34 protein-coding genes and 1 tRNA gene are annotated in these 25,519 nt (G+C 44.6%); 28 read left to right on the top strand and 7 right to left on the bottom strand.

Annotated features, from left to right (window positions below; genetic code table 11):
- The first annotated feature begins 263 nt into the window (after nucleotides 1-263).
- From H8693_RS09665 to H8693_RS09715, 11 genes are all read left to right on the top strand, one after another.
- Nucleotides 264-1,031: a DUF4190 domain-containing protein gene (locus tag H8693_RS09665; protein WP_249280793.1), complete on the top strand. Its 768-nt coding sequence runs from the start codon at nucleotides 264-266 to the stop codon at nucleotides 1,029-1,031.
- Nucleotides 1,032-1,367: 336 nt separating this feature from the next.
- The gene (locus H8693_RS09670) at nucleotides 1,368-2,048 is read left to right on the top strand and encodes an HAD family hydrolase (protein WP_249280794.1); all 681 of its coding nucleotides are present in this window, start codon (nucleotides 1,368-1,370) and stop codon (nucleotides 2,046-2,048) included.
- A complete protein-coding gene (locus H8693_RS09675) occupies nucleotides 2,038-2,349 on the top strand; it encodes an STAS domain-containing protein (protein WP_178620845.1) in 312 nt (103 codons plus the stop codon). The genes H8693_RS09670 and H8693_RS09675 overlap by 11 nt, the downstream gene beginning before the upstream one ends.
- Nucleotides 2,346-2,735 (top strand): ATP-binding protein, encoded by a 390-nt coding sequence (locus tag H8693_RS09680; RefSeq protein WP_249280795.1) that lies wholly within the window; start codon nucleotides 2,346-2,348, stop codon nucleotides 2,733-2,735. The genes H8693_RS09675 and H8693_RS09680 overlap by 4 nt, the downstream gene beginning before the upstream one ends.
- Nucleotides 2,732-3,472, top strand: a complete 741-nt coding sequence (locus H8693_RS09685) for a sigma-70 family RNA polymerase sigma factor (RefSeq protein ID WP_249280796.1) — start codon at nucleotides 2,732-2,734, stop codon at nucleotides 3,470-3,472. Before H8693_RS09680 ends, H8693_RS09685 begins: the two co-directional genes overlap by 4 nt.
- Nucleotides 3,473-3,585: 113 nt before the next feature.
- Nucleotides 3,586-3,972, top strand: a complete 387-nt coding sequence (locus H8693_RS09690) for an ATP-binding protein (protein WP_249280797.1) — start codon at nucleotides 3,586-3,588, stop codon at nucleotides 3,970-3,972.
- A gap of 179 nt (nucleotides 3,973-4,151) precedes the next feature.
- Nucleotides 4,152-5,309 (top strand): HlyD family efflux transporter periplasmic adaptor subunit, encoded by a 1,158-nt coding sequence (locus tag H8693_RS09695; protein WP_249280798.1) that lies wholly within the window; start codon nucleotides 4,152-4,154, stop codon nucleotides 5,307-5,309.
- A gap of 12 nt (nucleotides 5,310-5,321) precedes the next feature.
- On the top strand, nucleotides 5,322-6,011 hold the full coding sequence (locus tag H8693_RS09700; protein WP_249280799.1) for a YggS family pyridoxal phosphate-dependent enzyme: 690 nt from the start codon (nucleotides 5,322-5,324) through the stop codon (nucleotides 6,009-6,011).
- Between the two features lie 14 nt (nucleotides 6,012-6,025).
- Nucleotides 6,026-6,532, top strand: a complete 507-nt coding sequence (locus H8693_RS09705) for a cell division protein SepF (RefSeq protein WP_249280800.1) — start codon at nucleotides 6,026-6,028, stop codon at nucleotides 6,530-6,532.
- Between the two features lie 80 nt (nucleotides 6,533-6,612).
- Nucleotides 6,613-7,272: a DivIVA domain-containing protein gene (locus H8693_RS09710; protein ID WP_249280801.1), complete on the top strand. Its 660-nt coding sequence runs from the start codon at nucleotides 6,613-6,615 to the stop codon at nucleotides 7,270-7,272.
- Nucleotides 7,273-7,377: 105 nt separating this feature from the next.
- Entirely contained in the window at nucleotides 7,378-7,965 is a 588-nt protein-coding gene (locus H8693_RS09715) for a flavodoxin family protein (protein WP_249280802.1), read from the top strand.
- A gap of 212 nt (nucleotides 7,966-8,177) precedes the next feature.
- On the opposite strand, the gene H8693_RS09720 is transcribed toward H8693_RS09715, so the two are convergent.
- Nucleotides 8,178-8,576 (bottom strand): helix-turn-helix domain-containing protein, encoded by a 399-nt coding sequence (locus tag H8693_RS09720; protein WP_178619353.1) that lies wholly within the window; start codon nucleotides 8,574-8,576, stop codon nucleotides 8,178-8,180.
- A 170-nt stretch (nucleotides 8,577-8,746) separates the two neighbouring features.
- Nucleotides 8,747-9,841: a DUF3048 domain-containing protein gene (locus H8693_RS09725; protein ID WP_249280803.1), complete on the bottom strand. Its 1,095-nt coding sequence runs from the start codon at nucleotides 9,839-9,841 to the stop codon at nucleotides 8,747-8,749.
- A 149-nt stretch (nucleotides 9,842-9,990) separates the two neighbouring features.
- On the opposite strand from H8693_RS09725, the gene yabP reads away from it, so the two are divergent.
- From yabP to H8693_RS09750, 5 genes are all read left to right on the top strand, one after another.
- Entirely contained in the window at nucleotides 9,991-10,290 is a 300-nt protein-coding gene (gene yabP / locus H8693_RS09730; protein ID WP_178619347.1) for a sporulation protein YabP, read from the top strand.
- Between the two features lie 9 nt (nucleotides 10,291-10,299).
- Entirely contained in the window at nucleotides 10,300-10,665 is a 366-nt protein-coding gene (gene yabQ, locus H8693_RS09735; protein ID WP_249280804.1) for a spore cortex biosynthesis protein YabQ, read from the top strand.
- A 35-nt stretch (nucleotides 10,666-10,700) separates the two neighbouring features.
- A complete protein-coding gene (locus H8693_RS09740) occupies nucleotides 10,701-11,192 on the top strand; it encodes an FtsB family cell division protein (protein WP_249280805.1) in 492 nt (163 codons plus the stop codon).
- A gap of 20 nt (nucleotides 11,193-11,212) precedes the next feature.
- Nucleotides 11,213-12,097: a Ppx/GppA phosphatase family protein gene (locus tag H8693_RS09745; RefSeq protein ID WP_249280806.1), complete on the top strand. Its 885-nt coding sequence runs from the start codon at nucleotides 11,213-11,215 to the stop codon at nucleotides 12,095-12,097.
- A gap of 94 nt (nucleotides 12,098-12,191) precedes the next feature.
- Nucleotides 12,192-12,268, top strand: a tRNA-Met gene (locus H8693_RS09750).
- Between the two features lie 146 nt (nucleotides 12,269-12,414).
- Here H8693_RS09750 and H8693_RS09755 read toward each other — a convergent pair.
- From H8693_RS09755 to H8693_RS09765, 3 genes are all read right to left on the bottom strand, one after another.
- Nucleotides 12,415-12,681, bottom strand: a complete 267-nt coding sequence (locus H8693_RS09755) for a DUF6809 family protein (RefSeq protein WP_249280807.1) — start codon at nucleotides 12,679-12,681, stop codon at nucleotides 12,415-12,417.
- A gap of 107 nt (nucleotides 12,682-12,788) precedes the next feature.
- The gene (locus H8693_RS09760; protein WP_249280808.1) at nucleotides 12,789-13,439 is read right to left on the bottom strand and encodes a zinc-ribbon domain-containing protein; all 651 of its coding nucleotides are present in this window, start codon (nucleotides 13,437-13,439) and stop codon (nucleotides 12,789-12,791) included.
- Between the two features lie 65 nt (nucleotides 13,440-13,504).
- Complete coding sequence (locus tag H8693_RS09765; protein WP_249280809.1) at nucleotides 13,505-13,900, bottom strand: XRE family transcriptional regulator; 396 nt, start codon at nucleotides 13,898-13,900, stop codon at nucleotides 13,505-13,507.
- 94 nt (nucleotides 13,901-13,994) lie between these two features.
- Between H8693_RS09765 and H8693_RS09770 the strand changes: the two genes are divergently transcribed.
- On the top strand, nucleotides 13,995-14,708 hold the full coding sequence (locus tag H8693_RS09770) for a serine/threonine-protein kinase (protein ID WP_249280810.1): 714 nt from the start codon (nucleotides 13,995-13,997) through the stop codon (nucleotides 14,706-14,708).
- Nucleotides 14,709-14,763: 55 nt separating this feature from the next.
- Here H8693_RS09770 and H8693_RS09775 read toward each other — a convergent pair whose 3' ends face one another.
- On the bottom strand, nucleotides 14,764-15,099 hold the full coding sequence (locus H8693_RS09775; RefSeq protein ID WP_249280811.1) for a helix-turn-helix domain-containing protein: 336 nt from the start codon (nucleotides 15,097-15,099) through the stop codon (nucleotides 14,764-14,766).
- Nucleotides 15,100-15,383: 284 nt separating this feature from the next.
- On the opposite strand from H8693_RS09775, the gene H8693_RS09780 reads away from it, so the two are divergent.
- Both H8693_RS09780 and H8693_RS09785 read left to right on the top strand, forming a co-directional pair.
- On the top strand, nucleotides 15,384-16,118 hold the full coding sequence (locus tag H8693_RS09780; RefSeq protein WP_249280812.1) for a zinc ribbon domain-containing protein: 735 nt from the start codon (nucleotides 15,384-15,386) through the stop codon (nucleotides 16,116-16,118).
- A gap of 66 nt (nucleotides 16,119-16,184) precedes the next feature.
- Nucleotides 16,185-17,870: a zinc ribbon domain-containing protein gene (locus H8693_RS09785; protein ID WP_249280813.1), complete on the top strand. Its 1,686-nt coding sequence runs from the start codon at nucleotides 16,185-16,187 to the stop codon at nucleotides 17,868-17,870.
- Nucleotides 17,871-18,049: 179 nt separating this feature from the next.
- Here the strand turns inward: H8693_RS09785 and H8693_RS09790 are convergent, their stop codons facing one another.
- Nucleotides 18,050-18,457 carry a hypothetical protein gene (locus H8693_RS09790; protein WP_249280814.1) on the bottom strand — a complete coding sequence of 136 codons (408 nt, stop codon included), beginning with the start codon at nucleotides 18,455-18,457 and terminating at the stop codon, nucleotides 18,050-18,052.
- Between the two features lie 291 nt (nucleotides 18,458-18,748).
- Between H8693_RS09790 and H8693_RS09795 the strand changes: the two genes are divergently transcribed.
- The 9 genes from H8693_RS09795 (at nucleotide 18,749) to H8693_RS09835 (ending at nucleotide 25,400) form a co-directional block, all read left to right on the top strand.
- Nucleotides 18,749-20,089, top strand: coding sequence for a DNA primase family protein (locus tag H8693_RS09795; protein WP_249280815.1), 1,341 nt, complete (start codon nucleotides 18,749-18,751; stop codon nucleotides 20,087-20,089).
- Between the two features lie 146 nt (nucleotides 20,090-20,235).
- Nucleotides 20,236-20,670, top strand: coding sequence for a hypothetical protein (locus H8693_RS09800; RefSeq protein WP_249280816.1), 435 nt, complete (start codon nucleotides 20,236-20,238; stop codon nucleotides 20,668-20,670).
- 165 nt (nucleotides 20,671-20,835) lie between these two features.
- Entirely contained in the window at nucleotides 20,836-21,051 is a 216-nt protein-coding gene (locus H8693_RS09805) for a hypothetical protein (protein WP_249280817.1), read from the top strand.
- Entirely contained in the window at nucleotides 21,044-21,466 is a 423-nt protein-coding gene (locus H8693_RS09810; RefSeq protein WP_249280818.1) for a MerR family transcriptional regulator, read from the top strand. The genes H8693_RS09805 and H8693_RS09810 overlap by 8 nt, the downstream gene beginning before the upstream one ends.
- Nucleotides 21,441-22,781 carry a tyrosine-type recombinase/integrase gene (locus H8693_RS09815; protein ID WP_249280819.1) on the top strand — a complete coding sequence of 447 codons (1,341 nt, stop codon included), beginning with the start codon at nucleotides 21,441-21,443 and terminating at the stop codon, nucleotides 22,779-22,781. Before H8693_RS09810 ends, H8693_RS09815 begins: the two co-directional genes overlap by 26 nt.
- Nucleotides 22,782-22,835: 54 nt before the next feature.
- Entirely contained in the window at nucleotides 22,836-23,120 is a 285-nt protein-coding gene (locus tag H8693_RS09820) for a DUF6809 family protein (protein WP_249280820.1), read from the top strand.
- A gap of 192 nt (nucleotides 23,121-23,312) precedes the next feature.
- Nucleotides 23,313-23,492: a hypothetical protein gene (locus H8693_RS09825; RefSeq protein ID WP_249280821.1), complete on the top strand. Its 180-nt coding sequence runs from the start codon at nucleotides 23,313-23,315 to the stop codon at nucleotides 23,490-23,492.
- 88 nt (nucleotides 23,493-23,580) lie between these two features.
- The gene (locus tag H8693_RS09830; RefSeq protein WP_249280822.1) at nucleotides 23,581-24,831 is read left to right on the top strand and encodes an HD domain-containing protein; all 1,251 of its coding nucleotides are present in this window, start codon (nucleotides 23,581-23,583) and stop codon (nucleotides 24,829-24,831) included.
- A 17-nt stretch (nucleotides 24,832-24,848) separates the two neighbouring features.
- Complete coding sequence (locus H8693_RS09835; protein WP_249280823.1) at nucleotides 24,849-25,400, top strand: hypothetical protein; 552 nt, start codon at nucleotides 24,849-24,851, stop codon at nucleotides 25,398-25,400.
- Nucleotides 25,401-25,519 lie beyond the last annotated feature (119 nt).

The raw sequence follows: 25,519 nt of genomic DNA on the forward strand, positions 1-25,519 counted from the left end.
GCACAAGAAGCTGGCCCGCCCAAATTATCGCATGGGATCGTTGCCTTGCGTGAGAATAATTTCAGGTTTGCCGGGGATCAGACTGTGAATAAACATGAAAGGAATTCTAATGGCGAGATGCGTCTATTCTGAGAAAGGAATGCTCTCGAAGAAGCGGTGCTTTTTATACTTTCGCGTTTTATTGCAAAAATGACGGTTCTATTGTACACTAAAGACAGATAGAATAAAGGGAACCCCATGGGGATGAAAAAAGGAGGAACGATATGGACGAGCAAAGGAACCATGATAATGCCCACCCGGAAAACTATGAGTATACCCAGCAGCCCTTTTATGGGCAGGCGGAACCGCCGGTGCAGCCGGCCGCGCAGCAGCCGCCGGTGAACGGGCAGGCTGTTCCGGAACAGCCGCCGACGCCTCCAAAGGACGAGCAGCCGGCGAACCCTCCGCAGCCCGGCCCCGGGCAGCCGCCGCCCATACCGCCCCAGGGCGGGCCGCAGGCCCAGGGATATTATGACCCCGCGACGGCATCTTATACCCAGCCGGGGCCGTATCCGCCAAATCCCGGCTACCGGCCTCCGCAGCCTGGCCCAGGGTATCAAACAGGCCCGGGATATCAGGCAGGCCCGACGCCGCCTGGCCCGGGATATCAGCCGAATCCCGGCTATCAGCCTCCGGGATATCAGCCCAACCCCGGCTATCATTATCCGCCCCATCCCGGCTATCAGCAGCCCGGCGCCTATGCGAATCCTGCCGCGGTTTCCCAAAAGAGCGGCATGGGGATTGCGGCCATGGTCTGCGGCATAGCCAGCATTGTGTTCTGTTTTGTATTTTATATCGGCATCCCCTGCGGCATTGTGGGGCTGGTGCTGGGTATCGTTGCCAACCGGAAAGAAAAGAGCGGCATGGCTCTGGCCGGCATCATCACCGGCGCCATTGGAACCGCCCTTTCCATCTTCATCCTTGTGGTGCTCATCGGAGAGTTCGCAACGGGATATTACAGCAACTGGTGGGACTTCACGGATTCCATTTGAAAGGGAAAATAGTAAAAACAGGCGGAATTCCGCCTGTTTTTTTGTACTAGGGAATGTTTTCGGCAATATAAAAGGGGCATGGGAATACGGCAGGAAAGCAGGCCGGCATTTTGCAGAGAACCGGTTGTTTATTTGCAGCATTCACAGGAATATCCCCCGTTTTTCCCGTTCAGACCTTTCTGTGCCTTGCGGCAAAAAAGGCTGATGGGAGCGGCTCTGTAAAGAGGCGGGAATCGCTATGGCCCCTTGTTTTTATGAGATTGGAATGACAAAATTGTTGAAGCGGCGCGGGGAAAATGATATAGTAATACGGGAAAAAGAAAAGAGGGCAGGTATATGAAGCAGAAGATTCGTCTCGCAGTTTTTGACCTGGATGGGACCCTGGCGGATACCATTCCGGATCTGGCCGGCGCGATGGCGCATATATTGAAAAAATACGGCAATTTCGGCGATGTGGAGCCGCTGGTCCGGCGCAGTGTGGGCCGGGGCGTCTATGTCCTTTTTGAAAAAGTATATGGGGAGCTTGGGATCGACAGCCAGAGCCGTTTGGCGGATGTGGAGGCATATAAGGCATATTATGCAGCCCATTGCTTCCAAAAGACCCGCCTATATCCCCATACCGTTGCCGTGCTGGAGGAGCTGAAAAGGCGGGGGATTCATCTGGCGGTTGCCACCATGAAGCCCCGGGAGGCCACCCATGAGGTGCTGCGGCAAACCGGCCTTTTGCCCTATATGGAGGCCGTCTATGCCCAGGAGGACATGGAACGGCCCAAGCCTGAGCCGTGGTGTGTTGTCCATCTGGCGGAGGAATTTGGCGTTCCCCTGTCGGAAACGGCCATGATTGGCGACAGTCTGAACGATGTTGGCGCAGGAAAGGCCGCCGGGGCGGTCAGTGTGGCCGTGCTGGGCGGATATGCCGATCCGGAGGAGATGCGCCGCAGCGGCGCGGATTATGTGATAGACGATATCGGATGCGTCCGGGATATTTTTGAAGGGGGAGACACCTATGGTGATTGAAAAGAAGTTTGACGCGGCGGAGAACTGCTGGCGGATTCAGTTGTTTGGAGATATCGACATCTATAACGCGCCGGAGCTGAAAAAAGAGCTGCTGGGCGCGACGGATGCGGATATCTGCCTGGACTGCGCGCATCTGAAATACATCGATTCCACGGGATTGGGCGTGCTGGTGGCGGCCCTCAAGGAGCTGCAGAAAAAGCAGCACGGCATCGTCATCCGGGGGCTCAAACCCCATCTTTATAAGCTGTTTACCCTGACCAACCTGCACACGCTGTTTACGATTGAGGAGCCAAGCGAATGAAACGAGATATTCTGACGCTGACATTCCCGGCCAAGGCCCAATATGTTCTGCCGTTGCGCCTGTATATTTCCGGTGTGGCAACCCGGATGGATTTCGCAGTGGACGCCATTGAGGATATCAAAACCGCTGTTTCCGAGGCATGCGTTCTGCTGTTGAGCGATGTGACGGGGGGCGACATGCGCATCTGCCTGGAGGCGGGGGACAATGAACTGGAGGCGGATTTCTGCCTGGAACGGCCCCGCTACGCGGGAGAGGCGGCTGCGGAGAACAGTACGGAGCTTTCCCAAATGATCCTGGAGGCAATGGCAAAGGACTGCCGGATCACCGAGAACGATGGGAGAAATACGCGGATCGTCATGACATTTAGCAAAGGAAGCATGGGTTGACACAGAAATTAACGGACGACGAAATCAAAAAGCTGTTTGACGAATATTCGCAGACAGGGGATATTGCCGCACGGAACACGCTTCTGGAGCATTATCTCTATATGGCGCAGATTATTGCGAAGAAGTTTACCGGCCGCGGCGTGGAATATGAGGACCTGCTGCAGGTGGCTTCCATGGCTCTTGTCAAGGCTATTGAGCGGTTTGACCCCAGCCGGGGCATCAAATTCACCAGCTTTGCCGCGCCCTCTCTTATCGGAGAGATCAAGAACTATTTCCGGGATAAGACCCGGCTTCTGCATATTTCCCGCAGGGACAGCGAGCAGCTCATGCAGCTGGCAGAGGCGAAGGAAAAGCTGGGCCGAGAGGGCGGAAGATACCGTCCGGCAGATTTGGCGAAGGTCATGAACCTTTCGGAAGAGCGGGTGCTGGAGCTTTTGGAAATGCAGCGGGCCGCGTCGGTTTCCTCGCTGGAACGCTATGCCACGGAGGACGAGGATTCCACGCTGGGCGATTTTATCGGGGAGGACGACCGCAGCTTTACGGATATCGAAAACCGGGATTTTCTGCGGTATGCCATGTCCAAGCTATCGGAACAGGAGCAGACCATTCTGCGGGAGCGCTTCTGGAACAACAAATCCCAGAAGCTGGTGGCGGAAAAGCTGGGCGTCTCGCAAATGTATATCTCCCGGGCCGAGAAGAAAATCATGGAAAAACTGCGCAAAACCTATATGGAATAGTTTGAACCTGGGGTAAAGCGGTTACATATAAAGAAAATAAAGGGGCATCACGGCAGGAAAATTCATTTTGGCTTTAGTCCCTTAGGTATTGGCAGGGATGATCCATGTGCAACATGTGCAAAACGATACAGGTACGCTCTCTTGCGGAAATCCATGAGGCGGTTACCCTTGTCCTGGAGGAGACGCAGCAGGTCTGCGGGACGTTGCAGGAAGAGGAGAGCTTCCAGATAAAACTGATTTTAAACGAATTGCTGGCCAACAGCCTGGCCCATTCCCATCCGGCCTATGCGCGGGTGTTGTTCCGGATGCGGGATAACATGCTGGAATGCTGTGTGCTGGATCCCGGCGATGGCTTCCCCGGCGCGCAGCAGGCGGTCCGGCAGCCTTGTCCCGGCGTTTTCAGCGAATGTGGGAGAGGGATTTTTCTCGTCAAGACTTTCGCTGACTGGATCCGGTATAACCGGCGGGGAAATGTGGTTCTCTTTGGTTACCAGCTGTAGCGGCAGAGGAAAGAGAAAAAATGTAAAAAAAGAAGGATTCCTGCGGCAAAGCAGGAATTTTCTTTTTTTTGGAGAAATGTATTATATTAAAGAATTTGCGGGGGTATGCACTCATGGTCCGTCGGACAAGCGCGCGGCGAACAAAGCGTAAAAAAAAGTTTCAACTGGATAGAAAGTGGATGCTGGGAATCGGCGGCGCGGCGGCGGTGGCGATAGTCTGCACGGCACTTTTTTTGATTTTGGGAAGTCAGACGACAGAGGCGAAAAAAGGTGAGCTTTCGTTTTCAGAGAGCGGCCAGGGGATTATCATCCGTTCGGAAACCCTCTATAAATCCGAAAATTACGGAAAAGTGGAGTTTTTAGCCGAGGAGGGACAGGCTGTCACGGAAGGAACGCCCATTGCGGCCGTTTACAGCTGGAACTACAGCGACAAGGACTATGCCGATCTCAAGGCTCTGCAGGACAAGATCATGGATTACCAGCAGGGCAATATTTTGAAGGACGTTGTCAACAAGGATCTGGAAAACCTGAACAAGGTCATTGAAGAAAAAAGCGAGGAGATCCGCGCCGTGACCCGGGGAGAGGCCGAGGGAGACCTTTTGCAGATGGAGCGCGAATTGGAGACGCTGATGGAAGAACGGACCAAGTTTTTGAAGGAGTCCGTCAAAGAGGACCAGACGCTGGCAGACTTCTATCAGCAGGAGGCGGCGCTTGTGGCTAAGATCGACGACTGGAAGGAGATCACCCTGGCCAAGGGGGACGGCGTCGTGAGCTTTTATTTCGATGGAACCGAGACGCTTTTGCAGCCCTCCAACATGAAGAAGCTGACGCTCCAAAACATCAACGATATTTTAGAGGGCAAAACCTTCTATAAGGCGGATACAGCAACGGCCAGCCGCCCGTTCTACCGGCTGGTCAACCCCAACGAATGGTATGTGGTCATGGTATGCGACCGGGAAATCCCGGAATTTGTGAATGGAATGGCCTTTACCGTGGACTTTTCCTATGGAGGAGACGGCGCTTCCTATACCGGCAATCTCTCGGATCACCGGACGGACGGCGGAAAGCACCTCTATTATTTCTCCTTTACCCAGCCCATCGATAAACTGCTGCTGGCCCGCCAGGTGGAGATGACGGTTTCGGCGGACTATGTGGGGATTCAGGTTCCCGCCGGCGCGGTCAAAGAGGTGGAAGGGCAAAAGGGCGTCTATTATAAAGACGGCGAAAACAAGGCGTTTGCGCCGGTGACAGTGCTGATTGAAAAGGATGGACAGGCCATCGTGCAGCCCATCGATTTAAAGAGCCCCCTGGATGTGGGGAGCTTAATCTATCCATAAGAAGGCGGCAGTATGAGTATTCGGGAAAATTTGCAGAAGGTAGAGGAAAGCATTGCAAAAAGTGCAGCGGTATCCGGCCGGAAGGCGGAGGATGTGACGCTGATTGCCGTGAGCAAGACCATCGATGTGGAACGGATTTTGGAGGCCTATGAGGCGGGGGCCCGCCAGCTAGGGGAAAACCGCGTCCAGGAGATGATGGGCAAGCAGCCGCAGCTTCCTCCAGATATTGGATGGCATTTGATTGGACAATTGCAAAAAAATAAGGTAAAGTATATAATAGATAAGGTTAAGCTCGTCCATTCCCTCTGTTCCCTTTCGGTGGCGCAGGAAATGCAGCGCCTTTTGGAAAAGCGGGACACGACTCTTGACTGCCTGATCGAGATCAATATCGCGGGAGAGGAAACAAAATCCGGCCTTTCTAAGCAGGAGCTCCCGGCATTCCTCGAACAGATCGCTCCCCTGGACCGGGTGCATATCAAAGGGCTGATGACTGTGGCGCCCTTTGCGGAAAACCCGGAAGAGGTGCGGAAATATTTTGCGGAAATGCGCGGCCTGTTTGACAAGCTTTCCGGGCGTGCGGGGCTGGAAATGAAATACCTATCCATGGGCATGTCCGGCGACTATAACGTGGCAATCGAAGAGGGCGCCAACATGGTTCGCGTGGGGACGGCAATTTTTGGACATCGGAACTATACTATATAGGAGGAGAAAAAAGGATGGCAAAAGGTTTTTGGAAAAAGGCGTTTGGGCCTCTTGGCATGAAGCAGACGGACGTAGACGGTGACGAATACTACGACGAGATGGACGAAGAAATGGAAGATTATGACGATTATGACGAGCCTGCGGACGAATTGGACGAGCCCAGCTATGAGGAGCCCAGCTTCTCCCGGCGGCGTTCCAAAGTGATCTCCATGCCGGAAACCCGGGGAGAGAGCAGCCAGATGAAGATGATTATCTTCCGGCCCACATCCTATGACGAGACGCAGGGCGTCATCGATAATCTGAAATCCCGCAAGCCGATTATCGTCAACCTGGATGAGATCGATGTTGCCGTGGCGCAGCGGATTCTCGATTTTATCAGCGGCGCGGTATATGCCCTGGGCGGCGATATCAAAAAGGCGGCGCGGAATATCTTCGTGGTGGCTCCGTCCAATGTGGAGGTTACCTCCAACATGGCAAATGCGGCGGCCAAAGCGGATTATGATGTTTCGGATATGATCTAAAGACACATAATGAATAATAATTCCTGCGGGAGCAGGAATTATTTTCATAGAAAAAAGCAGATTTCGGGGGCAAGGGAAATATGAGATTAACGGTGGATGCGGTCAAAAACGTCAAATTTGAGCACAGCAAAAAGGGCTACAGCGCAGAACAGGTGGACGAGTTTCTGGATAGCGTCTGCGCGGATATGCAGGAGATGAACCGGAAGCTGGAGGAAAGCGAACGGAGCCTGGAAAAATATAAGGAAATGGAGAGCACGCTGACCTGTGTTCTTGTTTCCGCGCAGAACAACGCGCAGAAGATTGAAGAGGAAGCGAAAGCCCGGGCCGGCGCCGTCATCCAGGAAGCCGAAGAGAAGGCGCAGAAAATGCGTCTGAGCTTGGAGGCAGAGGCCTTTGCCTACCGGGAAAAGATCAAAGCGGAGCAGCAGGCGCTGGCGGAAAAGGCCAATGAGCTGCGGGAATTCTATGCTTCCTATAAGGCGGCAATTTTGAGTGAGCTGCGGGATTTTGAGGAAAAATTTGAGGCTGTGCAGCCTGCGGAGAAAATTTGGGAAGAAAAGCCTGCGGAGATCGCGCAGGCGCCTGCGGAGATCGCGCAGGCGCCTGCGGCTGAAGCACAGACAGCGCCAGAAAGCAACGCGGCGGAAACGGCTGGCGGGGACTTCGATATGAGCGATATCCTGAAAAACCTTCCGGAATCCGACAGCGACCTGAAGGCAATGATTGATGAATTGATCTGAGGGAAATAAAAAAACCGCCGGCAGAACCGGCGGTTTTTTATTATTGGCAGAGACAGTATGCTATAATATATGGAAAAATCCATGGGAATCAAGAGGTTGAGTTCTATGAAAAAAATACTTGTGATCCATAGCAGCGGGAGATCTAAGGGGAACACGGCGCAGCTTGTTGAGAGCTTTGTGAAAGGAGCTAACGAAAAAGGGCATTATACGGAAGTGATTTCTCTTGTTAAAAATGAAGTAAAGCCATGTTTGGGCTGCAATGCCTGCCGTTATGAAAAGCCTTGCATCCAAAAAGACGCCTTTAACGAATTGATTCCCAAAATCAAAGAGGCAGACTGTCTCGTTTTTGCCTCTCCGCTATATTTTTGGTCAATGTCGGCCAGAATCAAGGCTTTTATTGAACGCTTTTATTGCATAGCGGTCAAAGATGGGAATCCCCCGTATGGAAGGTATGAAAAATATCCGGTAAAGGATTGCGCTCTTCTTATGACTGCTGCTGATAATAATTTTTGGACATTTGAACAGGCCGTATCTTATTATCAGTACACATTTATCCATTATATCGGTTTTCACGACAAGGGAATGCTCCTGGCCGGTGGATGCGGGCATACGGATGGAAAGCCCCAAATTGATAAAACCAACCATTTAAAGGAGGCATATGAATTTGGAAAAAATATTTATTCCGAATCATGAATGCTGGTTTACAAAATAAAGCAAAATAGCCGTCCAAGAAAATGGACGGCCATTTTTTAATTTCCGAATAAAAAGATGGGGCAGTCATCCGTTGAACGGACAGCTATCATCAGAAGAACAATATACCCGAAAAATCTACGAATCGGGGAAATATATGCGCGTGAAGAAGCGGGCAATGCGGAGAAACCGGGGCAAATGAGCCTGATACACGGCTATTTCTCCGGTTTTTTATCGAGAAAAGCAGCGATCCCGAGACAGGCCAGCCCCAAGCCCAGCATGCCGCCCAGAGAGCGCAGGTCGATTTCTCCAAGAAGCGAGCAGACAAAGGCGGCAACGCCCATAGCTAGGGGGACAGCCAGCAGAATGGTATGCAGAAGGGCCGGCGCCGGGGATTTTTTTGCCGGAGACTGGGCCGTGAGCAGCGTCTCCACGGTGGTGTGCAAAGTCTCTGCCAGAAGGGGCAGGGAATCCACATCCGGCCGGGAAAGATTGCGTTCCCATTTGGAAACCGCTTTGTCCGTGACGCCCATTTTTGCGGCCAGATCGGCCTGGGTCATATGATGCTGTCTGCGCAGCTCGGCAATGACCTCGCCCATATTTTTATTTTCCATAAGAGTTCCTTTCTATTGGTTTTTCTGTTTTCTATCTTACGGCAAAACCGAAAAACAGACAACCGAGAGGGAGTGGAAATGGGGAAACCATTGGTTGAGTTCCTCTTTTAAGAATGATTCCACATAAAAGCGGCAGAAATGACTCTCTGCCGCTTTTTAAATGCCTGCACTTAGGAGTAGGTGACTTCCGTCTGTTTGCCGGTCGGCTGGAGAGCAATCCAGGTATTTCCCGGCTGAAGAACCACGGGCGAGCCGTCCTCCAGATAATAGTGGGTGGAGTCATCCAGAGCGCTTCGCTCCCAGGTGCCTTTCAGCTGGATGCCGCCGATATAGTATTCACAATCGCCCTTGCCGGTCACCTCCACCATCTGGCGGCCATTGTTGTCGCCCTTGATGGTATAGGTTTTGGCATACTGCACAATGAGGTTTTTTACCGTGAGCGGGGCAGTAGTGCTCTCCTGTTCCCCAGAGGCGTCCAGAGTGACGGAACGGACCTTAAAGGGTGTATCCTTCATATACCGGGTGAACAGGCCGGTGGAGGCGTCGTATTTGAACTGCACAAAATCGGCGCTGGAAGTGTTGAAGGGGATGCCCACCGTATCCACGGTCTGGCCGGTATAGCTCACATTCTCGTCAAAGGAAAACTGCTCCCGGGCGTCAGGCGTATAGTCATAAAGCTCATCTTCGATCTTTTGGAGATCTGTATATACGTTGTTGGGAGCGGAACGGGACTTGTCCCGCCAGAAATAATCGTTATAGGCTCCCTTGAGGCCATCCACCCGGACCTTGATGGATTCGGTATTTTTTCCATACACATAGGAGGGCTGGCTGGCATTGCGCGGGCCGCCGTAGTGCACCAGAGGGGAATCCCATTCTTTCTGGATATTGATGAAATAGATACGGGTCGAGCGGACAGGGCCGGCGACCACGGGCTTCTGGTCGTTGAAAACGCAGAGCATCCGGGTAATGCTGCCCTCTGCCATCGCCTCATAGACAATATCCGCCTGCTGAAGGCCGGTTTGGGGACGGGCCTTCTCGGAATTTTCGATCATCACGGTGATGGGCTTATATTCCTGGGCGGAAGGCAGGCCGGTGGTGAGGGAACGGGGTTCGGGAGAGGGCGTGGGCACTGCGCTGGGCTCCAGGGGAAGCGTTGTGGCAGAAACTGCCGGGCTGGGGGACGCGGTTTCTTCCGGCGCTGCGCCGCAGGCGCAGAGGGAAAGGACAGTGATCCCCACTAAGATTGCTGCAAAAAATCTTTTCATTATAAACAAAGTCCCTTCTTTACTGATATATCTATTGTAGGATATTTCCGCCGCCGCGTCAAACGAAAGAAAAAGGGAAAAAGGAGAATATTCCGCAGATTTCCTCCGTATAGATAGATACAAGTTGTTTGGAAATAAGGAGAGAAAAAATGATGAACACACAGGATGAAATTCGCCGGATCGAATCAAGGCCCCATAAAGTGACCATCGAGGGTCGGGAACGCATCACCATCACATCTGTGGAGGATATCGACAGTTTCAATGAAAATGAGGTAATCTTCTTAACAGGGCTTGGCATGATGACGGTTGTGGGCGAGGATCTGCATATCAACAAGCTGAATCTGGAAGAAGGGCTTCTGGTGATTGATGGAACCATTGAAGGGCTGGATTATGCGGATCACGAAGAGGAACGCATGCACAAGGGGTTTTTCTCAAGGGTTTTCCGGTGAAGGTGCGCTATGGATGGAACGCTGAATCAACCATATCTCCTGGCGGCGGCCATATATGCCGGGATGCTGGCGGGCGTCGTCTATTCCCTGTTTCAGCTTGTCCGCAGAATATTTCACGGAGGAAAACTGTTTCTTGTTGCAGCAGATATTCTGTTTTTGGCCGTCGTGTTTATTCTGGCGGCCATTATGCTGTATACGGCCTGCCACATGAAAATCCGCCCATACCATTATGCGGGAATGGGCATCGGGTTTGGAATGTATGAATGCGCGATTTTTCCCATAGGAAGGAAAATTTTTAAACTTTTTAAGAAAAATAAGGAAATCGGCGGGCAGGGAGTTGACAAGAGCGGGAAAAAAAGTTCTAATAAAAGATAAGAAATAAGTTGTACGGTAACTGCGAAGGAAAAGCGATGAAAGAGACGCGCGAGACAGCTCCCCAAAGAGAAAAAAAGAAGCGGCGGTTCAGCTGGCGTTGGATGACGGTAGCTGCTGTTTGCGTGTATTCGGTTGTCACGATTATATCCCAGCAGAATATTCTGGCAGCCCGGCGGCAGGAGCGCGAGGATCTTTTGGCTCGGGAAAAGGAACTGCAAAACGAAATTGAATTCATGAATAACGATGAAAAATATATCGGTTCGGAAACCTTTGTTGAGCGGGCCGCCCGGGAAAAGCTGGGCTGGGTGAAGGACGGCGAAATCGTGTTTAAGAAGAAAAACACGGATGCCGGAACCGGAAGCGCCCAGCAGGGAACAGATGCGGATTCGGCGGGCAACAATGGCGACGCGGGGAATACGGCGACGCCCACCCCGGATGCAACGTCAACGCCAGTTCCGGATGATCCGGCGACCAGTGCGCCGGCGTCTTCTGCCCCGGCCGAAGCATCTCCTTCGCCGGAGGCATAATTTTGCAGGAAAGGACAGCAATGGATAGACAAACCTATGTGATCGATATCGGGACAAACTCTGTCCGCATGATGAAGGCGGCCGTGGCAGACGGCCAGGTAAAGCGGCTGTGGAAAACCCTGCGCACCGTTCGCACCGGAGAGGGTGTCAATGCCAGCGGAAGGCTTTCGGAGGCGGCGATAGAGCGAACCATTGGGGCGCTGAAGGAATATAGAGAGATTATGGAACAGGAGGGCTTTCCGGCGGGAGAGTGCTTTTGTTTTGCGACCAGTGCCGTCCGTGATTCTGCCAATCGGGACGAGTTTGTGAAGCGGGTGGAGCAGGCATGCGGCATTCGAGTCACAATTCTTTCCGGCGCGGAGGAGGCGCGGTATGGATTTGCGGGTGCCGTGGGAAACGGTGACGGCGGCATCGTAGATATCGGCGGCGGAAGCACGGAGATTATTTTCGGACGGGGCGGAAAGATCGCTTATGCCAGAAGTTTTGACGTGGGCTGCGTGCGGGGGATGGAGATGTTTGCCGAAGCGGACATTGCCAAAGTAACCGATTGGGCCTGCGCTCTGTTTGCCGAGGTGCCCTTTTCTCAGGCGGAGGATCTTGTGTTTTATGCTGTGGGCGGGACGGCAACGGCTCTGGCTGCCATCGACCAGCATTTGGCTGTTTACAGCGAAGAAAAGGTGCAGGGATATATCTTGACGCATGGGACAATTCAAAAAATGATGGACTGGATGGGGAAAATGACACTGGAAGAACGGCGGCATGTGATTGGGATGGAGCCGCGCCGGGCCGATGTGATTCTTTATGGTTTAGCCATTTTATCGGCCTTTTTCAAGGCCTCTGGGCAAAAGCGGGTCATAGTCAGTGAAGCTGACAATATGGAAGGTTATCTTCTCTGCCGGGAATAATTTCTATATTATTTGAAAAAATAAAAGAAAATACTTGACTTTTCTGCTAGATTATTATAAAATTATCTTTGCCGCATAAAGCAGGCGTTAATATCGCGGGATAGAGCAGTTTGGTAGCTCGTCGGGCTCATAACCCGGAGGTCGGAGGTTCAAATCCTCCTCCCGCAACCACTCAGAAAGACCGTAAACAAGGCGTTTACGGCCTTTTACTTTATCATCAGATTCCCGTGGAAATTGAGAATTTCCCTCCTTTTGCCCTCCTATGAGGGAAAATAGCGTGATAGGAGAGCAAATAACGTTACGTATCATTTCGGATGTTAATCTTTTTGTAGCACTTCCATCATGATTGTAGCACCTATCTTAAATCCGGATAGGAAATTTTCAAACTCCATTGCGTTGTCCAATTCTACACGCAGACTCAGAATTTCGTCAAGTAGCTGAATTCCGTGTTGATCCAGTATAGAATTTAGTTCTTTTATTTTGGCAGTAAACTCTTTTTTCGTATTTAAATAGATTGGATTTTTTGGATATTCTAACGCTGGTGATATCTGTTCGCCTTCATAAATTCGTTTAATTGTATTCATTCCTGATCTCCTTTGCTGCAATATAAATTCATTATAAAGATGAATACAGCATTTGTACTAAGCTGGAAGATTAGAAATACTGTTGGAAAGCGGAGTCAGCGCATGCCTTAATCACGTACATCTCTTTTGGTGCCTGCTTCATAAAAATAGGAGCCGGGATTACCAAAGGCAATCGCCCAGTTTGCAGAAGCATTCTGCTGAGTAATGGTTAAATCCAGCCAGATACATCCATGGCTTTCGATTAAATCCTCAATTTTTCCTGTTCCAGCGTTACCCCATCCATCGTCTTCGAAGGAAAATCGCCCCAGGCCGCGGTCAAGGGGACAACTAATTTCTATTTGTGCTTCCCGATAGGCGTTGCTCTGATAATTCGTTAAAGTAAAGGTAATATAGGTATCGTTACGTTCTTTCAGTTCCAATATCCATCCGCCTTGTTCCACTGTGTTTTCAATAGGTTTGCCATCCGTTGTCCAATATTTTGCGGTGTCTTTTTTATTTAGATAGTCTACAGTATCAAAATAGTCTGATTTTCCAAGAGAAGCTTGGTGCAGAACGTGGTTTCCCAAAATAAAAACAACAGCCAATACTACAAGAAGAGCTGCTGTTATGCAAATCCCTATTACAGTTTTTCTCTTTCGGGGAATAGAAGCGAATTGCGGGAAAGCGAATTGTTCCCTTTCATTTAACTCATGCATGCAATAAATGCAAAACGAGGCGTCGTCTGGAATTTCTCTTCCGCAATTTTTACAATATTTCAAACGATTACCCCCCTTTGATCCAATTATCGTAATAAAATGAGAGTGATAAAAATAGAAATTGGTTATTAAAGAATCCGTTCCCCCTCCTCATAAAGCGCTTCATTTGCTTGTACAACTGTGTTGCCATGAACAATAGAAAAAATTAGGATGGCGTCACGCTTGTTTTTTGGGTATAGCGGAGCGCATCCAGCGAATTTTAATAGCTGCTGAGTTTCGTCCAAAGTAAGCTCCATTCCAAAACAAATGCAAAGCAGTTTATCTCGGGAGGGAATACGTTTGCCTGCGAATATCTGATAGGCATATATATCATTCATTTCAGCCTTATGAATTACATCTGCTTTTGTCAAACTTTTATAGGAAAGTAGAGCTTGCAAGGCTTTTGCCACTGTGCCGTTAAGAAAAATGTTTTCATTTTCTTTGATATATTCGTCAATATGGTTGGCTTTTAATAATTTACCCATTAACTCGTCTGTCGGCCTTTTTAGCATCTTTATTCCCCCATATATCCATGGTATATTAGTATTATATTAAATAATCGGAAGGAAAACAATAAGCATGGAGCTTAGCTGGTTAAAAGATAAAATAAACGAAAACTATGATTTGAAAATAGTACTAAAACAGACTGGGAATTCCTTTGTTGCGGTTTATCAGCACAAAACATTAGGGAAAAAGCTTATCGTCCGCCAATGCCGAGGAAGCCTTGAAGTATTTAAAAAACTCAAGCAATTTAGAGACATTCACATATGTTCGATTTATGATGTTGCCGAAGCCGATGGCACTTTACTGATATTAGAAGAATTTATTGAAGGAACTACACTTGCGAATATTTTGCAAACTCGCTTGTTTACTCCCAAAGAAACGGTTCTTATTGCAAAACAAATCTGCTATGGCCTACATGTTCTTCATTCTAAAGGCATCGTCCATAGAGATATTAAACCGGAAAATATTATCTTTGATCAGAACCACGATAACCGTGTCATCATTATTGACTTTAGCGCAGCAAGGATTTTTAAAAAATATCATGAAAAAGATACCCAAGTGATGGGGACAGTTGGCTATGCTGCTCCTGAGCAATTTGGAGAAGCACAGACTGACGCTCGTTCAGATATTTATGCCTTGGGCATTTTATTAAATGTTATGCTGACAGGTGCTCACCCCAGCAAATGTTTGGCAAAAGGAAGCTTATCAAAAATTATACAGAAATGTATCAATCCAATTCCATCAAAACGTTTTAATTCTGTTTTAGAGCTGGCAAAAAAATTATATTAAGCTCATAGCTTAGGACATAAGGGTGCGCCTGATGTAATATATCAAGGAAGCGTTTTTATAGTTTGTCTATATTCTCGCAAAGAACCTTGAAAAGACGCAAAACTTGTTCTTGTTTGGATTTGTCCTGTTTTTGCAGTATAGATTCAATAGATGGAAGTATACTGGTAGCGGGTAGGGCGCCGTCCATAATGAGCGCGTCCATACTTACATGCAAGCAATCCGCAATCTTGACAGCAGTTTCTAAAGAGAGCTTTCGCGTTCCTCTTTCAATATGGCCGAGAAAAGAAGTAGAAATCTCGCACATCTCGGCCATCTGCTCTTGCGTTAACCCAGCTTGATTACGTAGTTTTTTAATTTTTTGTCCAATTTGAATGTAATTAATTTCTTTCATAACAATATTATAGAGATTTTAGGCTTGACTATACATTGACTAACAGTATAAAATTATGACTAATAGAAGTATTTTAAAGAGGGGATTTGCCAAAGAAGGCGAATGTAAGTTGTGAAAGAGAAAACGAAATTAGTAATAGGGGGTTAAGAAAGAGAAAATGAAAAATCCAGATTTAGTCAAGAGAATTGCGATTGGTTCCGTCTTAGTCATAGGGGGAGTTTTATTAGTGATTTTAGGAATTGGCAATGTTTAATTAAAACGAATGATAAAAGGAAGAAAATGAAATGAAGAAATGTATTCAATGTGGGAATGAGTTAAACGATAATGCTCAATTTTGTCCTAGTTGTGGAACAAAACAGCCGGAAAAAGAACAAACACTTTTTTGTGAGCAATGTGGAACAAAATTAAATCCTGGTAGCCGGTTTTGCCCTTCTTGCGGAAAAGAACGGGTAAACGCGCAACAAGCGCAGCAATTCAATACTTACAATCAAAGGTATCAATCAACTAACAATGGCTGGACTCCAAGACAAAAAACAAATGCTCCGGCAGTTATTGTTGAACTATCAAAGCGAGAAAACATGACTGCTATTATGGGAATCGTAATGGCTGGATTGCAAGCTATTTATGCACTTATTCTTTTTATCGCTGCTATAAACCTAACATCTTTTGTTGTGTTTTCATACGCTGTTAGATTTTGGATTGATTTCGGTGCTTTGGCTGCAATTTCTGCCTTGAATTTTGTTGGCAGTTTTAAATCCATAAAATTTGCAAAGAGAATTTTAGTAAATCAAGTAGGAATAGAGAAATATTATATATCAATTCAAAAATACATTGTGCCCATTATTTGGAATGCTGTCCTGCTAATTTACAATATTGCTTTAGGAGAGGAAGCGGTTATTCTAGGTATCATTGTTATGGGATATGCACTTTTAGTTTCTATTATTGATATTGTATATGTAAGAGGATTTGCATTAAATAATCAAGAAGAATTGCAACGCATAGAACAACAGCACAATTGATTTTTGAAGATAGGACGGCAACGCCGTCCTTCTTTATCATCACGATATTGAGAGGATAAAAGTATTATGATATGTACGAATTGCGGAAAAGAGATAGCGAATGGCTCAGCTTTTTGCGAATATTGCGGAGCAAAAGCAGAACAGCAGGATATAAAGGAAAAGGCGATATATTGCGAGAAGTGCGGCGCATCTCTGCCGGTAGCAGTCTCTTTTTGCGAGAAGTGTGGAAGGGCTATCAATCAACAGGAAAAAACTGCAGTTCAGCCATCTACTTTAAAACAGGGCTATGAGAAGAAATTAAGCGAAACGAAATCGTTGAAATTTAATAAATCTTTGCCTGATAGAAAGAAGCTGAATTCTAAAAAGAAGCGTTTTATTATAATTGCAATATCCGTAATTGTATTGGCAGCATGTATAGGCCTAATTGTCATGTTTTCAATACACAACACATATGTTAATAATCTTAAATCTGCGACAGCAATCAATGTATTGGAAAAAGGTGATGATGGATATGAAGATAACTACTATTCATTATCTGAGCCGTTTTATGAAGCAATAAATAGGGTTGAACAAATAGATGGTGTTAAATCGGTACAAATTAAGTATACCTATTTTAAGTCAATGGGGGAATTTGAACATGTGCTATGTACGGTTTCCATAGAATGGGATGATGGCGCAAAGCAAAAGTTTGAGTTGGACTTTCAAACATTCGATACTGAATATATGTCTCCTGTATTATATAGTATAGTATGCAATGGAAATGAGGTAGACAGCAAGAATGCTATTGAATTTCTATTATTTAATAGTATTATGCCCGATGCTAATGAAATAACAGAGCCTACTCCTTCGCCAGAACCTACCCCTACCCCCACGCCTTCTCCAACGCCAACACTTTCGGAGTCTGTCAAAATCAGTTCTGGAGAATTTGGGTATGACATTGACGGAGACGGTGAAAATGATGTAATTGAATTTAGTGAAACAGATGATGAATATAATCCTATGCTTGTTCTCACAATCAATCAAAATAAATTTGTGACCGATATTCCGTCTTCGCCTATGGAATTTTATGCACATGAAGCCTATCTTTGTGATGTTGACAGGTCGGATAACCTCATGGATATTGTTTATGTTATGGCACAAGACGATGGGCTGCTCATGTATCTTTTCAGGTATACGAAAAATATGTTAATAGCTTCTGAAGCAATATGGCAGTCAGGATTTATATCAAATCTTAAAACAGACGGGAATGGAAACCTAATGTATACGGCTACTTCATATTGGGATGGCGGAGAATCTAAAGAAGAGCTTTCTCAAAACGTAGATAATTTGTCTTTTCTTCAACAATATGAACCCACGCAGGATGAAACAATTTCTAGTATTGACAACCCATTATCAAAATACTTAGGAGATTGGGTAGAAGAAAATAACCGTATTCAAAGTGTGGAAGATAGACGAATAGAGGGAGGATACATTCTGAATGTGAAAGAGATCGGGGAAGATAGCATATCCTTTACACTTGAATGTGTCCAAGCAAATGATAATCGCGTTGCCATGATTGACATAACTTGTCCGATGGAAGACAAGACGGGACATTTTGAATTTGACGACGATGGTTGGGGAAATCATGGAAAGGGACATATTACACTCATGGAAAACTATATTCTTGTAGGATTGGAAATGCCAACAGATTATTCTACAGATTGGGCGCTCGGCTACGGAAAATTTGGCAAGGGATTTCAAAAAGCAGGATAATACCTAGGTTAAATCTAAATATTATATGAGGCGTCTAACCACTTTCGGTCGGCGCCTCTTTTCTTTTTCTCCATGCTTCTAGGCTCCTATACCCTCATAGACCAGTCTAACCTGCTTCGGGCGAAGCCCTGGGCGGGGAAGGATAGGAGAAGGGCTAATCCGCCTTATATGCTCCTGCTTTATTTTTCTGCAAGCCATTCAACAATTTGCTTTTTAATTTCATCTGAGTATTCCTTGTGAAGCATTGCATTTTCATACATGTTATGAAGACAAGAGTGGCCCAATTCAATTTTTCTAAATTTATCCGAATAATTTTGCAACCAATTGACTTTAATTCCGTTTCCCAAATTTGTTTGTGTACAAATTTTGTTATCCGTAACAATACCAATTGCCTTAATATACAATATACCCTTTGCCCTCGGTGTCGAAGATTTAATATAAATAATATCTCCAACCTCAATAGCCCGCATCATGTCATATAAAATTGGTTCCTTCTCCATTTCATAACCGCTGCAAAAACATCCATTTTCAATGAAATCTTTTGTTACATCGATTTGATAAAAAGCACTCCCACCATAAATCGCCACAAGCATTTCCTCCTCGATAATTCTTATTTACATTATAGCACAAAAACCTGTTATTTACTTATTGACGTTTTCAATATCGCTTTCAAATGCGGTAATAATATTGGGTGAAAGTGATACACATGATGCGTATATGGATTGAAATATGAACAAACTGTAAATATTGCAAAAATCCTGATGTTTTTGGCGCTCGAGAACGTTATTAAGACTAGACATTTTTCTGACAGAACCTTTTTTAATAAAAGGTTAGCAGAACACAAATTATTTCGATAAATTTATCAAGGAGGAATTAAATTGGAGCAAGGGACAAAAGAATTAAAAAAAGATTTTTCAGCAGATGAACAGCCTTTATGGATTGTAGATTCTGGGAATAGGCAAAGGATAGACAGGCAGGAATTATATTTACATATCAAGGAGAATGGACATATTCTTGTCGTTAAAAGGGGGAACGAAAAAAGAGTTGTTCTTTATCAATATCGAGATAATCACTATAAACTCCTAACAGAAAGTGATTGTAAAGCATATATTAAGAGCTTTCTGCCAGTAAAAATTAGAAAACCTGCTGATTGGGAGGTTCCATATAAGGAACTAATTACTGATTATGCGAATATAAGCGAAAACGATTTGAATTCCAATGAAGATATCATTAACTTTAAAAACGGAATTTTAAACATCAAAACTAATGAATTATTACCGCATAATCCCAAGTATCTTTGTACGATTCAGATTCCTTGTGATTGGAAACCGGATTTGTCGCTCGAAGACGCTCCCATATTCAAAGATTTCCTGAATACCATCACTAGTGGTAACGTGGATGACCAAAAAACACTTTTAGAGGTCATAGGGCTTTGTATCAGTAACGTCGATTGTAGCCTGTTTAAAAAGCTGCTAATTCTAAAAGGGGTTGGAAATACAGGAAAAACTGTCTTTAGGCAGTTTGTTATCAATACGATTGGAGAAAAGAATTCTCATTCCCTTGATATTAAACAGCTTAGTGAGAGGTTCGCAATATCGGAGCTATACGGGATTAGACTGGCGGGATATGGAGATATGTCATTTGCGGACGTGAAAGCAATGGATAAAATTAAAGAACTGACAGGTGGAGATTCTACACGTGCTGAAGCAAAGTATCAAAATGGTTATCAGTTCAAATATAAGGGATTCCTTATGTATTGCTGTAATGAGCTGCCACATTTTGCTCCCGGTCAAGATCGTGGTGAATGGGTATATGGTAGATTTTTGATTGTTTCATGCAATAACCCTATTCCCCAAGAAAGGCAGGATAAGCATTTGCTTGAAAAACTATATAACGAAAGGGAAGCTGTAGTGAGTGTTGCTATTCGCTATTTGCAAAAAGCGATAGAAAGAGGGAACCTTACGGAAAGTGAACAAACGTTGCAGAATCGCAAAAATTATGAGATTCGCAATAACTCTTTCGCTCTGTTTTTGAAGGAAAAATGCCTGTTGCATACAGGTAGGACGAACCGTAGCTTCTTTAATAATATCTATATTGAGTGGTGCCGGGAGAATAATCTGCGCCCAGAACCGATGAGTGAGAGAAAAGCTATGTTGGAAAAGTTAGGCATATCTGCTATGAAATCAGGTGAATACTATTACAATCTAACAATTCACTAAAAAGCTTGGGCAAAAAGGGCAAAAGTAACAGAAAAATTAGGTGTTTTAGGTCCAGTCGATATTATAGTGGAAACACACCAAACAATTTTTTGTGGATATTTTCCCTCTTTGCCCGGTAACTAAAAAAAATATTGGAGGATATGAAGATGTTAAACGGATTTGAGAAAAAACTTGATTTAGAGATACGTAGCCTTTCTATAGTAACTTCGCTATTTGGAGTAGTTCGTATAATAAGTAACTTAATAGAAGCACTGAAGGAATATAAACACGAAAATAAATCTGCCAAAATAATTGCAGACCTTAGCTGTAATTGTCAGTCTTTAATAAAAGCCATAGAGTGGTTTGCTAAGAATGAAGACAAAAAAGCTAGTACATTTTTGGATTGCCAAATATATGAGTATAAACGATTAGTAAGAGAAATAAATAAAAAGTTCAATATGCCAGCATCTGAATATTTATCTATCCATTCAATTATAGCTAATGCTATGCAATATAATCCACCAAAAGAAATTCTGGATAATGTTGTACAAGCTTGTGTTGCTATGATAAAAGGGGGGCAATATTTTTCTGATAGATACTGAAACCAAATTAAAAATTCAGAAAGAAGATGACTTTTAATCATAACACTTAGGGCAAAAGGGCAAAGCAAAGAGTTTCCCAAGACAAAAATGGTAAAAAGTGTAATAGAAAGAACAACCTTTGCCCTTCGCGCCCTGAATACATGAAATGAAAGGAGAATAGACGAAATGAAATATACTTCAATAAAAGTAGACCAGATGTTTTTAATTAACGGAATTTTGCAAGGAATGTATGTTTTGCAGAAACAGTTAATAGAACACGACATCACCGAAACAGAGGTCTGGAGCAATATTGGCTATATGGTGGAGTATCTGGAAAGCCTGAAATCAGAAATTTCTGCAAATATAATGTTGAGTAGTTACACGGAGGAATATCATGGATAACCGAACAGAAATTTTGCTGGACAAGCTTACATACAGCTATATGGAGTTAAAGCAGAAGCTATATTACCTTGGTGTAACAGAGGGAGATGTTCAAAATCTCATGCTGCAAGCCAGAGGTTACCTGAAAGCGTTAAAGGAGCAGGTTGCGGTTCCCTCTATACAAAAACCCACCCCCTGCGGAAAGCTGCGTTCCGTGGATGAGACATACAAACTCATAATCCAAAACGACCCGGAAAGCTCTATCACAAAAACAGGACTGAGGCGGTTAATCGCAACAGGAGTTATTCCCTCTGTCAGAGTAGGCAGGAATATTAAGCTGAATTATGACGCAGTAATGACAGCTCTGTCAAAAGGAAGTACAGAACCAGCGAGAGAGCAAAAAACAAGCTATGGCGGTATACGCAAGGTGGTTTAGAAAAAAGTTGAAAAAATCCTCAAATATTAAGAGGGGATACGGCTTTGTGAGAAAATTGTATACTTGGGGGAGTTTTCCTCTCCCCCGGGTTATACGGCAGAGAAAGGACAAGCAAGGAAAAATGGCAACGGTACGAAAACGCGGAAAAGGATATGAAATCCGGGTCTACTGCGGATTAGGCGTCAACTATGGCAGAAAGGATAAATCCATGACATGGATACCCGAACCGGGCATGACGCCAAGGCAGATAGAGAAGGCTTTGGAGAAAGTAAAGTTTCAATTTGAGCAGGAGGTTTTAAACGGCACCTATCTCAATTCTTCTATGACCTTCGCCCAATTTGTAGAGGTATGGCGTGAAGACTATGCAAAAGAACATTTAGCAATCAAGACCTATGCGAGGTATGAGGGATTTCTAAAAAGAATCCTGCCGGCCTTAGGGCATATCAAGCTGAACAACCTGAATGTCAACCACCTGCATAGATTCTACAAGAATTTAGGGGAAAAGGGTATCAATCTGAAAACCAGAAAAGACAAGAATGGAAAACCAATCGGAGACGCCAAACTTTCTCCCAAGACCATATACGAACATCACCGGCTTATCAGCGAAATTCTCAACAAGGCTGTCCGCTGGGGTATGCTGGATGTGAATGTTGCAAGCAGAGCGACTCCACCCAAAGTCCCCCATACGGAAATCAGCATATTGGATGATGAACAGGTCAAAACGCTGGTTGCCGCTCTCAACAAAGAGGCAATCCAGCACCGGGCTATGATACTTCTGCTTCTCTATACAGGTATGCGGAGAGGCGAGCTATGCGGATTGGAGTGGAAGGACATTGACTTTGAAACTCAGATGTTGAGGATATGCCGTTCTTCTCAATATGTGGGAAACAGGAAACTTATCACAAAAGAGCCAAAAACGAGGTCTGGCATCAGAGAGTTTATGTTGAGTAGTTCTGCATGTACTCTGCTGAAGGAATACAGGCAATGGCAGGATGAGCAGAAAAAACTGATAGGAGACGAATGGCAGGAGACGGACAGGCTCTTCACACAATGGAATGGACTGCCGATATACCCGGATACCGTAACGAAGTGGTTTGCCAGATTTATTGAGCGAAACAATTTTCCGCATGTAACTTTGCATAGCTTACGACATACAAACGCCTCTTTAATGATAGCAGAGGGAGTAGATGTTTGCACGGTATCAAAGAGATTAGGACACGCCAATACTTCTACAACACTTAATATTTATACGCACGCAATCCCGTCAAAAGATACAGAAGCGGCGGAGAGATTGGAGCAGGCACTTTCTATATAGTGCCTGTTCTTTTTTATACTATGCTGTCTGTAAAAAACATAGGAGGTTTTTGTTATGCTGGACAAAACAATCAGACAACTTTACGAAGGGAACATCCATTTTACGAATGAGCTATACCCGACAGACAATGAGTATCTGGCAATGAAGGACTCTTACAACGAGCTACAAAGGCACTTGGCGGATATGCTGGACGAACATGGGCAGGATTTGCTAGATGAATTGCTGAATCTGCGGACAAGCATGGATTCTATCACGGATGTCAATGACTTTATAGACGGGTTTCGGTTAGGAGCCAGACTGATGTTAGAGGCTATCTATGACGATGCCGAAGAAGCCTAAGTCCCTAGACGCTCTCTAGCAGTTAAAAGCCTTTTGGCGAACAACTCCCCGCCCCAATGCCAAAGAAGCCGGTATAGGCTGTATGAGAGGGTGGGGACATTGTTTATGAGGAAAAGAGGGAGACACTTTTATTATACGGATAATTACTGAACCTGAATTGTTGGAAAATCCAAGCGAAAAGGAGAGATATTTATGATAGCAGTAAAAGAAGCAGAGCAGATAAACGCCATCGACAGTTTAATCCAGGCAATCCGTCTGATTTCCGGAGTCTTGCCGCAGTTGCAGGAAGAAAATAAGATTGACGATATGAGCTATGCCAAGCTGGTACAGATGATAGACTTCTTAACGCAGATATGTAAGACGGAAAATTAAATATTATTTGTTGCGCTTCACCATAATATAAATTATACTTTAAACTAGGAAATATTTCCGACTAATCATGGTGAGGGTGCACTTAGAAATGACGAAAAAGATTCGTGATGTGGTATATGGATTCGTTATTCTCGATGAACAAGAATGTGCTATTATTGACCATCCTGTATTTCAACGGTTAAGGAGAATACGCCAGCTATCTTTGACTGATATGGTTTATCCGGGTGCAACGCATACACGATTTGAACATTCCATTGGTGTTATGCAAATGGCGACAGATATGTTCGACTGTATTATAAATAATAATAAAAGGATATTAGAAAAGGAATACTCTTTGGATGAGACAGGTATAAAAAGAGCACGAAAAGTGATACGTCTTGCAGCATTATTGCATGATATTGGACATGCTCCTTTTTCGCATTCAGGAGAAGATTTAATGCCTCTTCTACCGCCTGGACATATACGATATGTAGAAAATGGAAATAAAAAATACGAGCATGAAGAATATAGTATTGCTATTATTAAGAATATTTTTCAGAACTTAATTGAAAAACATCGTATAAATAATAATTTTCATATCTCCGTAGAAGATGTAACAGCATTACTAGGAGACCCCTCTGTTAAGGTTGACGCATTATCATTACTATGGAAGGAGTTAATCTCGGGACAAATTGATGCCGATAGAGCAGACTATCTCTTACGAGATTCGATTCATTTGGGAGTGAACTATGGTCTATATGATAGGAATCGGTTAATTAACTGTTTAACTTTAGGCCATTCAGAAACAGGCGATTTAATTTTAGCTATTGAAGAAAAAAGTTGGCATATTGCTGAAAGCTTAGTTTTGGCTAGATATCAAATGTTTTCGCAAGTATATTTCCATAAGGTAAGACGTATTTATGATTATCATATTCAAATGGCTGTAAAGGAGATTTTGAAGTATAAAAGAGATGGAAAGGGAGTTTATCCAACGCCTGATGAATTAGATGAGTATTTATCTTTTGATGATTGGGAAATCTATTCTGGATTAAAACAACATTTGGGAGGAGCGCATGGGGATATAATTTTAGAAAGAAAACATTTTAAATGTATTTTCCAATCCCAACTTATACCAACGGATGCTGACGAGAAGGAAATTGAAAAATTAAAAGAGCAGTATAAAGACACTCCAAATTATTTAGATGACAAAGCTTCAACTTTGTGGTATAAATTAGACAAAGATATTATTATCTATGGAAATAAACATACGCAACCGTTAAGCGAAAAGTCAGCGATTGTAAAGGCAATGAGCGAAAAAACTGTTCAAAAGCGCTTTTATGTCGCTCGCGAGATAAGTTAAATAGGGAGTACTAAATCATGATAGAATTAAGTAAACGCTTAGGTATAATATCAGAAATTGTAAAGCAAAAACCATCATTGGGAAAAACGGCAATGATGAAATTTATTTATATTTTACAACAAGTTTATAAGGTACCGATAGGTTATGATTATGAAATATATACTTATGGTCCATATTCTTCTAGTGTGATGGAAGATATTCAATTAGCAGCTGATTTCGATGCGATTTGTATGAATACAGTTAGTTTCCCAACGGGACATCTAGGATATGAATTAACACCATCAGAGAATACTGAAAAGATAGTAGAGAGAGAACAGGGATTTATTGACACCTACAAAAGTTCTATCAAAAATACTATAAAGCTTTTTGGAAATAAAAGTGCTAGGGAGTTAGAATTATCTTCTACTATTATTTATATATATGCTAATTATGCTCATAATCATTGGGATAACTCTGTTGATGAAGTTTCAGAGAATGTTAAGAAAATTAAACCTCATTTTGGGTTGGATCTTATTAAAGAAGAATATCATAACCTTGAGAATCAGGGAATTCTAGAAAAAGCAGTATAGTGAAAACACCATTGAAATCTGAACCCTTATGGTTTGGACATCAATGGTGTTTTATTATAATCCTAGTGTTAACGCGGTTTTTGAAGACTGATTTTTCTTTTTTATGCTTGGACGAAAAA

Origin of the sequence: Guopingia tenuis (assembly GCF_014384805.1) — a bacterium.
Classification (GTDB): Bacteria; Bacillota; Clostridia; order Christensenellales; family Christensenellaceae; genus Guopingia; species Guopingia tenuis.

What these genes read in the sequence shown, in the direction of transcription:
- H8693_RS09665 (WP_249280793.1), top strand. Translation starts at nt 264, where the DNA reads ATGGACGAGCAAAGGAACCATGATAATGCCCACCCGGAAAACTATGAG.
- H8693_RS09670 (WP_249280794.1), top strand. Translation starts at nt 1,368, where the DNA reads ATGAAGCAGAAGATTCGTCTCGCAGTTTTTGACCTGGATGGGACCCTG.
- H8693_RS09675 (WP_178620845.1), top strand. Translation starts at nt 2,038, where the DNA reads ATGGTGATTGAAAAGAAGTTTGACGCGGCGGAGAACTGCTGGCGGATT.
- H8693_RS09680 (WP_249280795.1), top strand. Translation starts at nt 2,346, where the DNA reads ATGAAACGAGATATTCTGACGCTGACATTCCCGGCCAAGGCCCAATAT.
- H8693_RS09690 (WP_249280797.1), top strand. Translation starts at nt 3,586, where the DNA reads ATGTGCAAAACGATACAGGTACGCTCTCTTGCGGAAATCCATGAGGCG.
- H8693_RS09695 (WP_249280798.1), top strand. Translation starts at nt 4,152, where the DNA reads ATGCTGGGAATCGGCGGCGCGGCGGCGGTGGCGATAGTCTGCACGGCA.
- H8693_RS09700 (WP_249280799.1), top strand. Translation starts at nt 5,322, where the DNA reads ATGAGTATTCGGGAAAATTTGCAGAAGGTAGAGGAAAGCATTGCAAAA.
- H8693_RS09705 (WP_249280800.1), top strand. Translation starts at nt 6,026, where the DNA reads ATGGCAAAAGGTTTTTGGAAAAAGGCGTTTGGGCCTCTTGGCATGAAG.
- H8693_RS09710 (WP_249280801.1), top strand. Translation starts at nt 6,613, where the DNA reads ATGAGATTAACGGTGGATGCGGTCAAAAACGTCAAATTTGAGCACAGC.
- H8693_RS09715 (WP_249280802.1), top strand. Translation starts at nt 7,378, where the DNA reads ATGAAAAAAATACTTGTGATCCATAGCAGCGGGAGATCTAAGGGGAAC.
- H8693_RS09720 (WP_178619353.1), bottom strand. Translation starts at nt 8,576, where the DNA reads ATGGAAAATAAAAATATGGGCGAGGTCATTGCCGAGCTGCGCAGACAG.
- H8693_RS09725 (WP_249280803.1), bottom strand. Translation starts at nt 9,841, where the DNA reads ATGAAAAGATTTTTTGCAGCAATCTTAGTGGGGATCACTGTCCTTTCC.
- yabP (WP_178619347.1), top strand. Translation starts at nt 9,991, where the DNA reads ATGATGAACACACAGGATGAAATTCGCCGGATCGAATCAAGGCCCCAT.
- yabQ (WP_249280804.1), top strand. Translation starts at nt 10,300, where the DNA reads ATGGATGGAACGCTGAATCAACCATATCTCCTGGCGGCGGCCATATAT.
- H8693_RS09740 (WP_249280805.1), top strand. Translation starts at nt 10,701, where the DNA reads ATGAAAGAGACGCGCGAGACAGCTCCCCAAAGAGAAAAAAAGAAGCGG.
- H8693_RS09745 (WP_249280806.1), top strand. Translation starts at nt 11,213, where the DNA reads ATGGATAGACAAACCTATGTGATCGATATCGGGACAAACTCTGTCCGC.
- H8693_RS09755 (WP_249280807.1), bottom strand. Translation starts at nt 12,681, where the DNA reads ATGAATACAATTAAACGAATTTATGAAGGCGAACAGATATCACCAGCG.
- H8693_RS09765 (WP_249280809.1), bottom strand. Translation starts at nt 13,900, where the DNA reads ATGGGTAAATTATTAAAAGCCAACCATATTGACGAATATATCAAAGAA.
- H8693_RS09770 (WP_249280810.1), top strand. Translation starts at nt 13,995, where the DNA reads ATGGAGCTTAGCTGGTTAAAAGATAAAATAAACGAAAACTATGATTTG.
- H8693_RS09775 (WP_249280811.1), bottom strand. Translation starts at nt 15,099, where the DNA reads ATGAAAGAAATTAATTACATTCAAATTGGACAAAAAATTAAAAAACTA.
- H8693_RS09780 (WP_249280812.1), top strand. Translation starts at nt 15,384, where the DNA reads ATGAAGAAATGTATTCAATGTGGGAATGAGTTAAACGATAATGCTCAA.
- H8693_RS09785 (WP_249280813.1), top strand. Translation starts at nt 16,185, where the DNA reads ATGATATGTACGAATTGCGGAAAAGAGATAGCGAATGGCTCAGCTTTT.
- H8693_RS09800 (WP_249280816.1), top strand. Translation starts at nt 20,236, where the DNA reads ATGTTAAACGGATTTGAGAAAAAACTTGATTTAGAGATACGTAGCCTT.
- H8693_RS09805 (WP_249280817.1), top strand. Translation starts at nt 20,836, where the DNA reads ATGAAATATACTTCAATAAAAGTAGACCAGATGTTTTTAATTAACGGA.
- H8693_RS09810 (WP_249280818.1), top strand. Translation starts at nt 21,044, where the DNA reads ATGGATAACCGAACAGAAATTTTGCTGGACAAGCTTACATACAGCTAT.
- H8693_RS09815 (WP_249280819.1), top strand. Translation starts at nt 21,441, where the DNA reads ATGGCGGTATACGCAAGGTGGTTTAGAAAAAAGTTGAAAAAATCCTCA.
- H8693_RS09820 (WP_249280820.1), top strand. Translation starts at nt 22,836, where the DNA reads ATGCTGGACAAAACAATCAGACAACTTTACGAAGGGAACATCCATTTT.
- H8693_RS09825 (WP_249280821.1), top strand. Translation starts at nt 23,313, where the DNA reads ATGATAGCAGTAAAAGAAGCAGAGCAGATAAACGCCATCGACAGTTTA.
- H8693_RS09830 (WP_249280822.1), top strand. Translation starts at nt 23,581, where the DNA reads ATGACGAAAAAGATTCGTGATGTGGTATATGGATTCGTTATTCTCGAT.
- H8693_RS09835 (WP_249280823.1), top strand. Translation starts at nt 24,849, where the DNA reads ATGATAGAATTAAGTAAACGCTTAGGTATAATATCAGAAATTGTAAAG.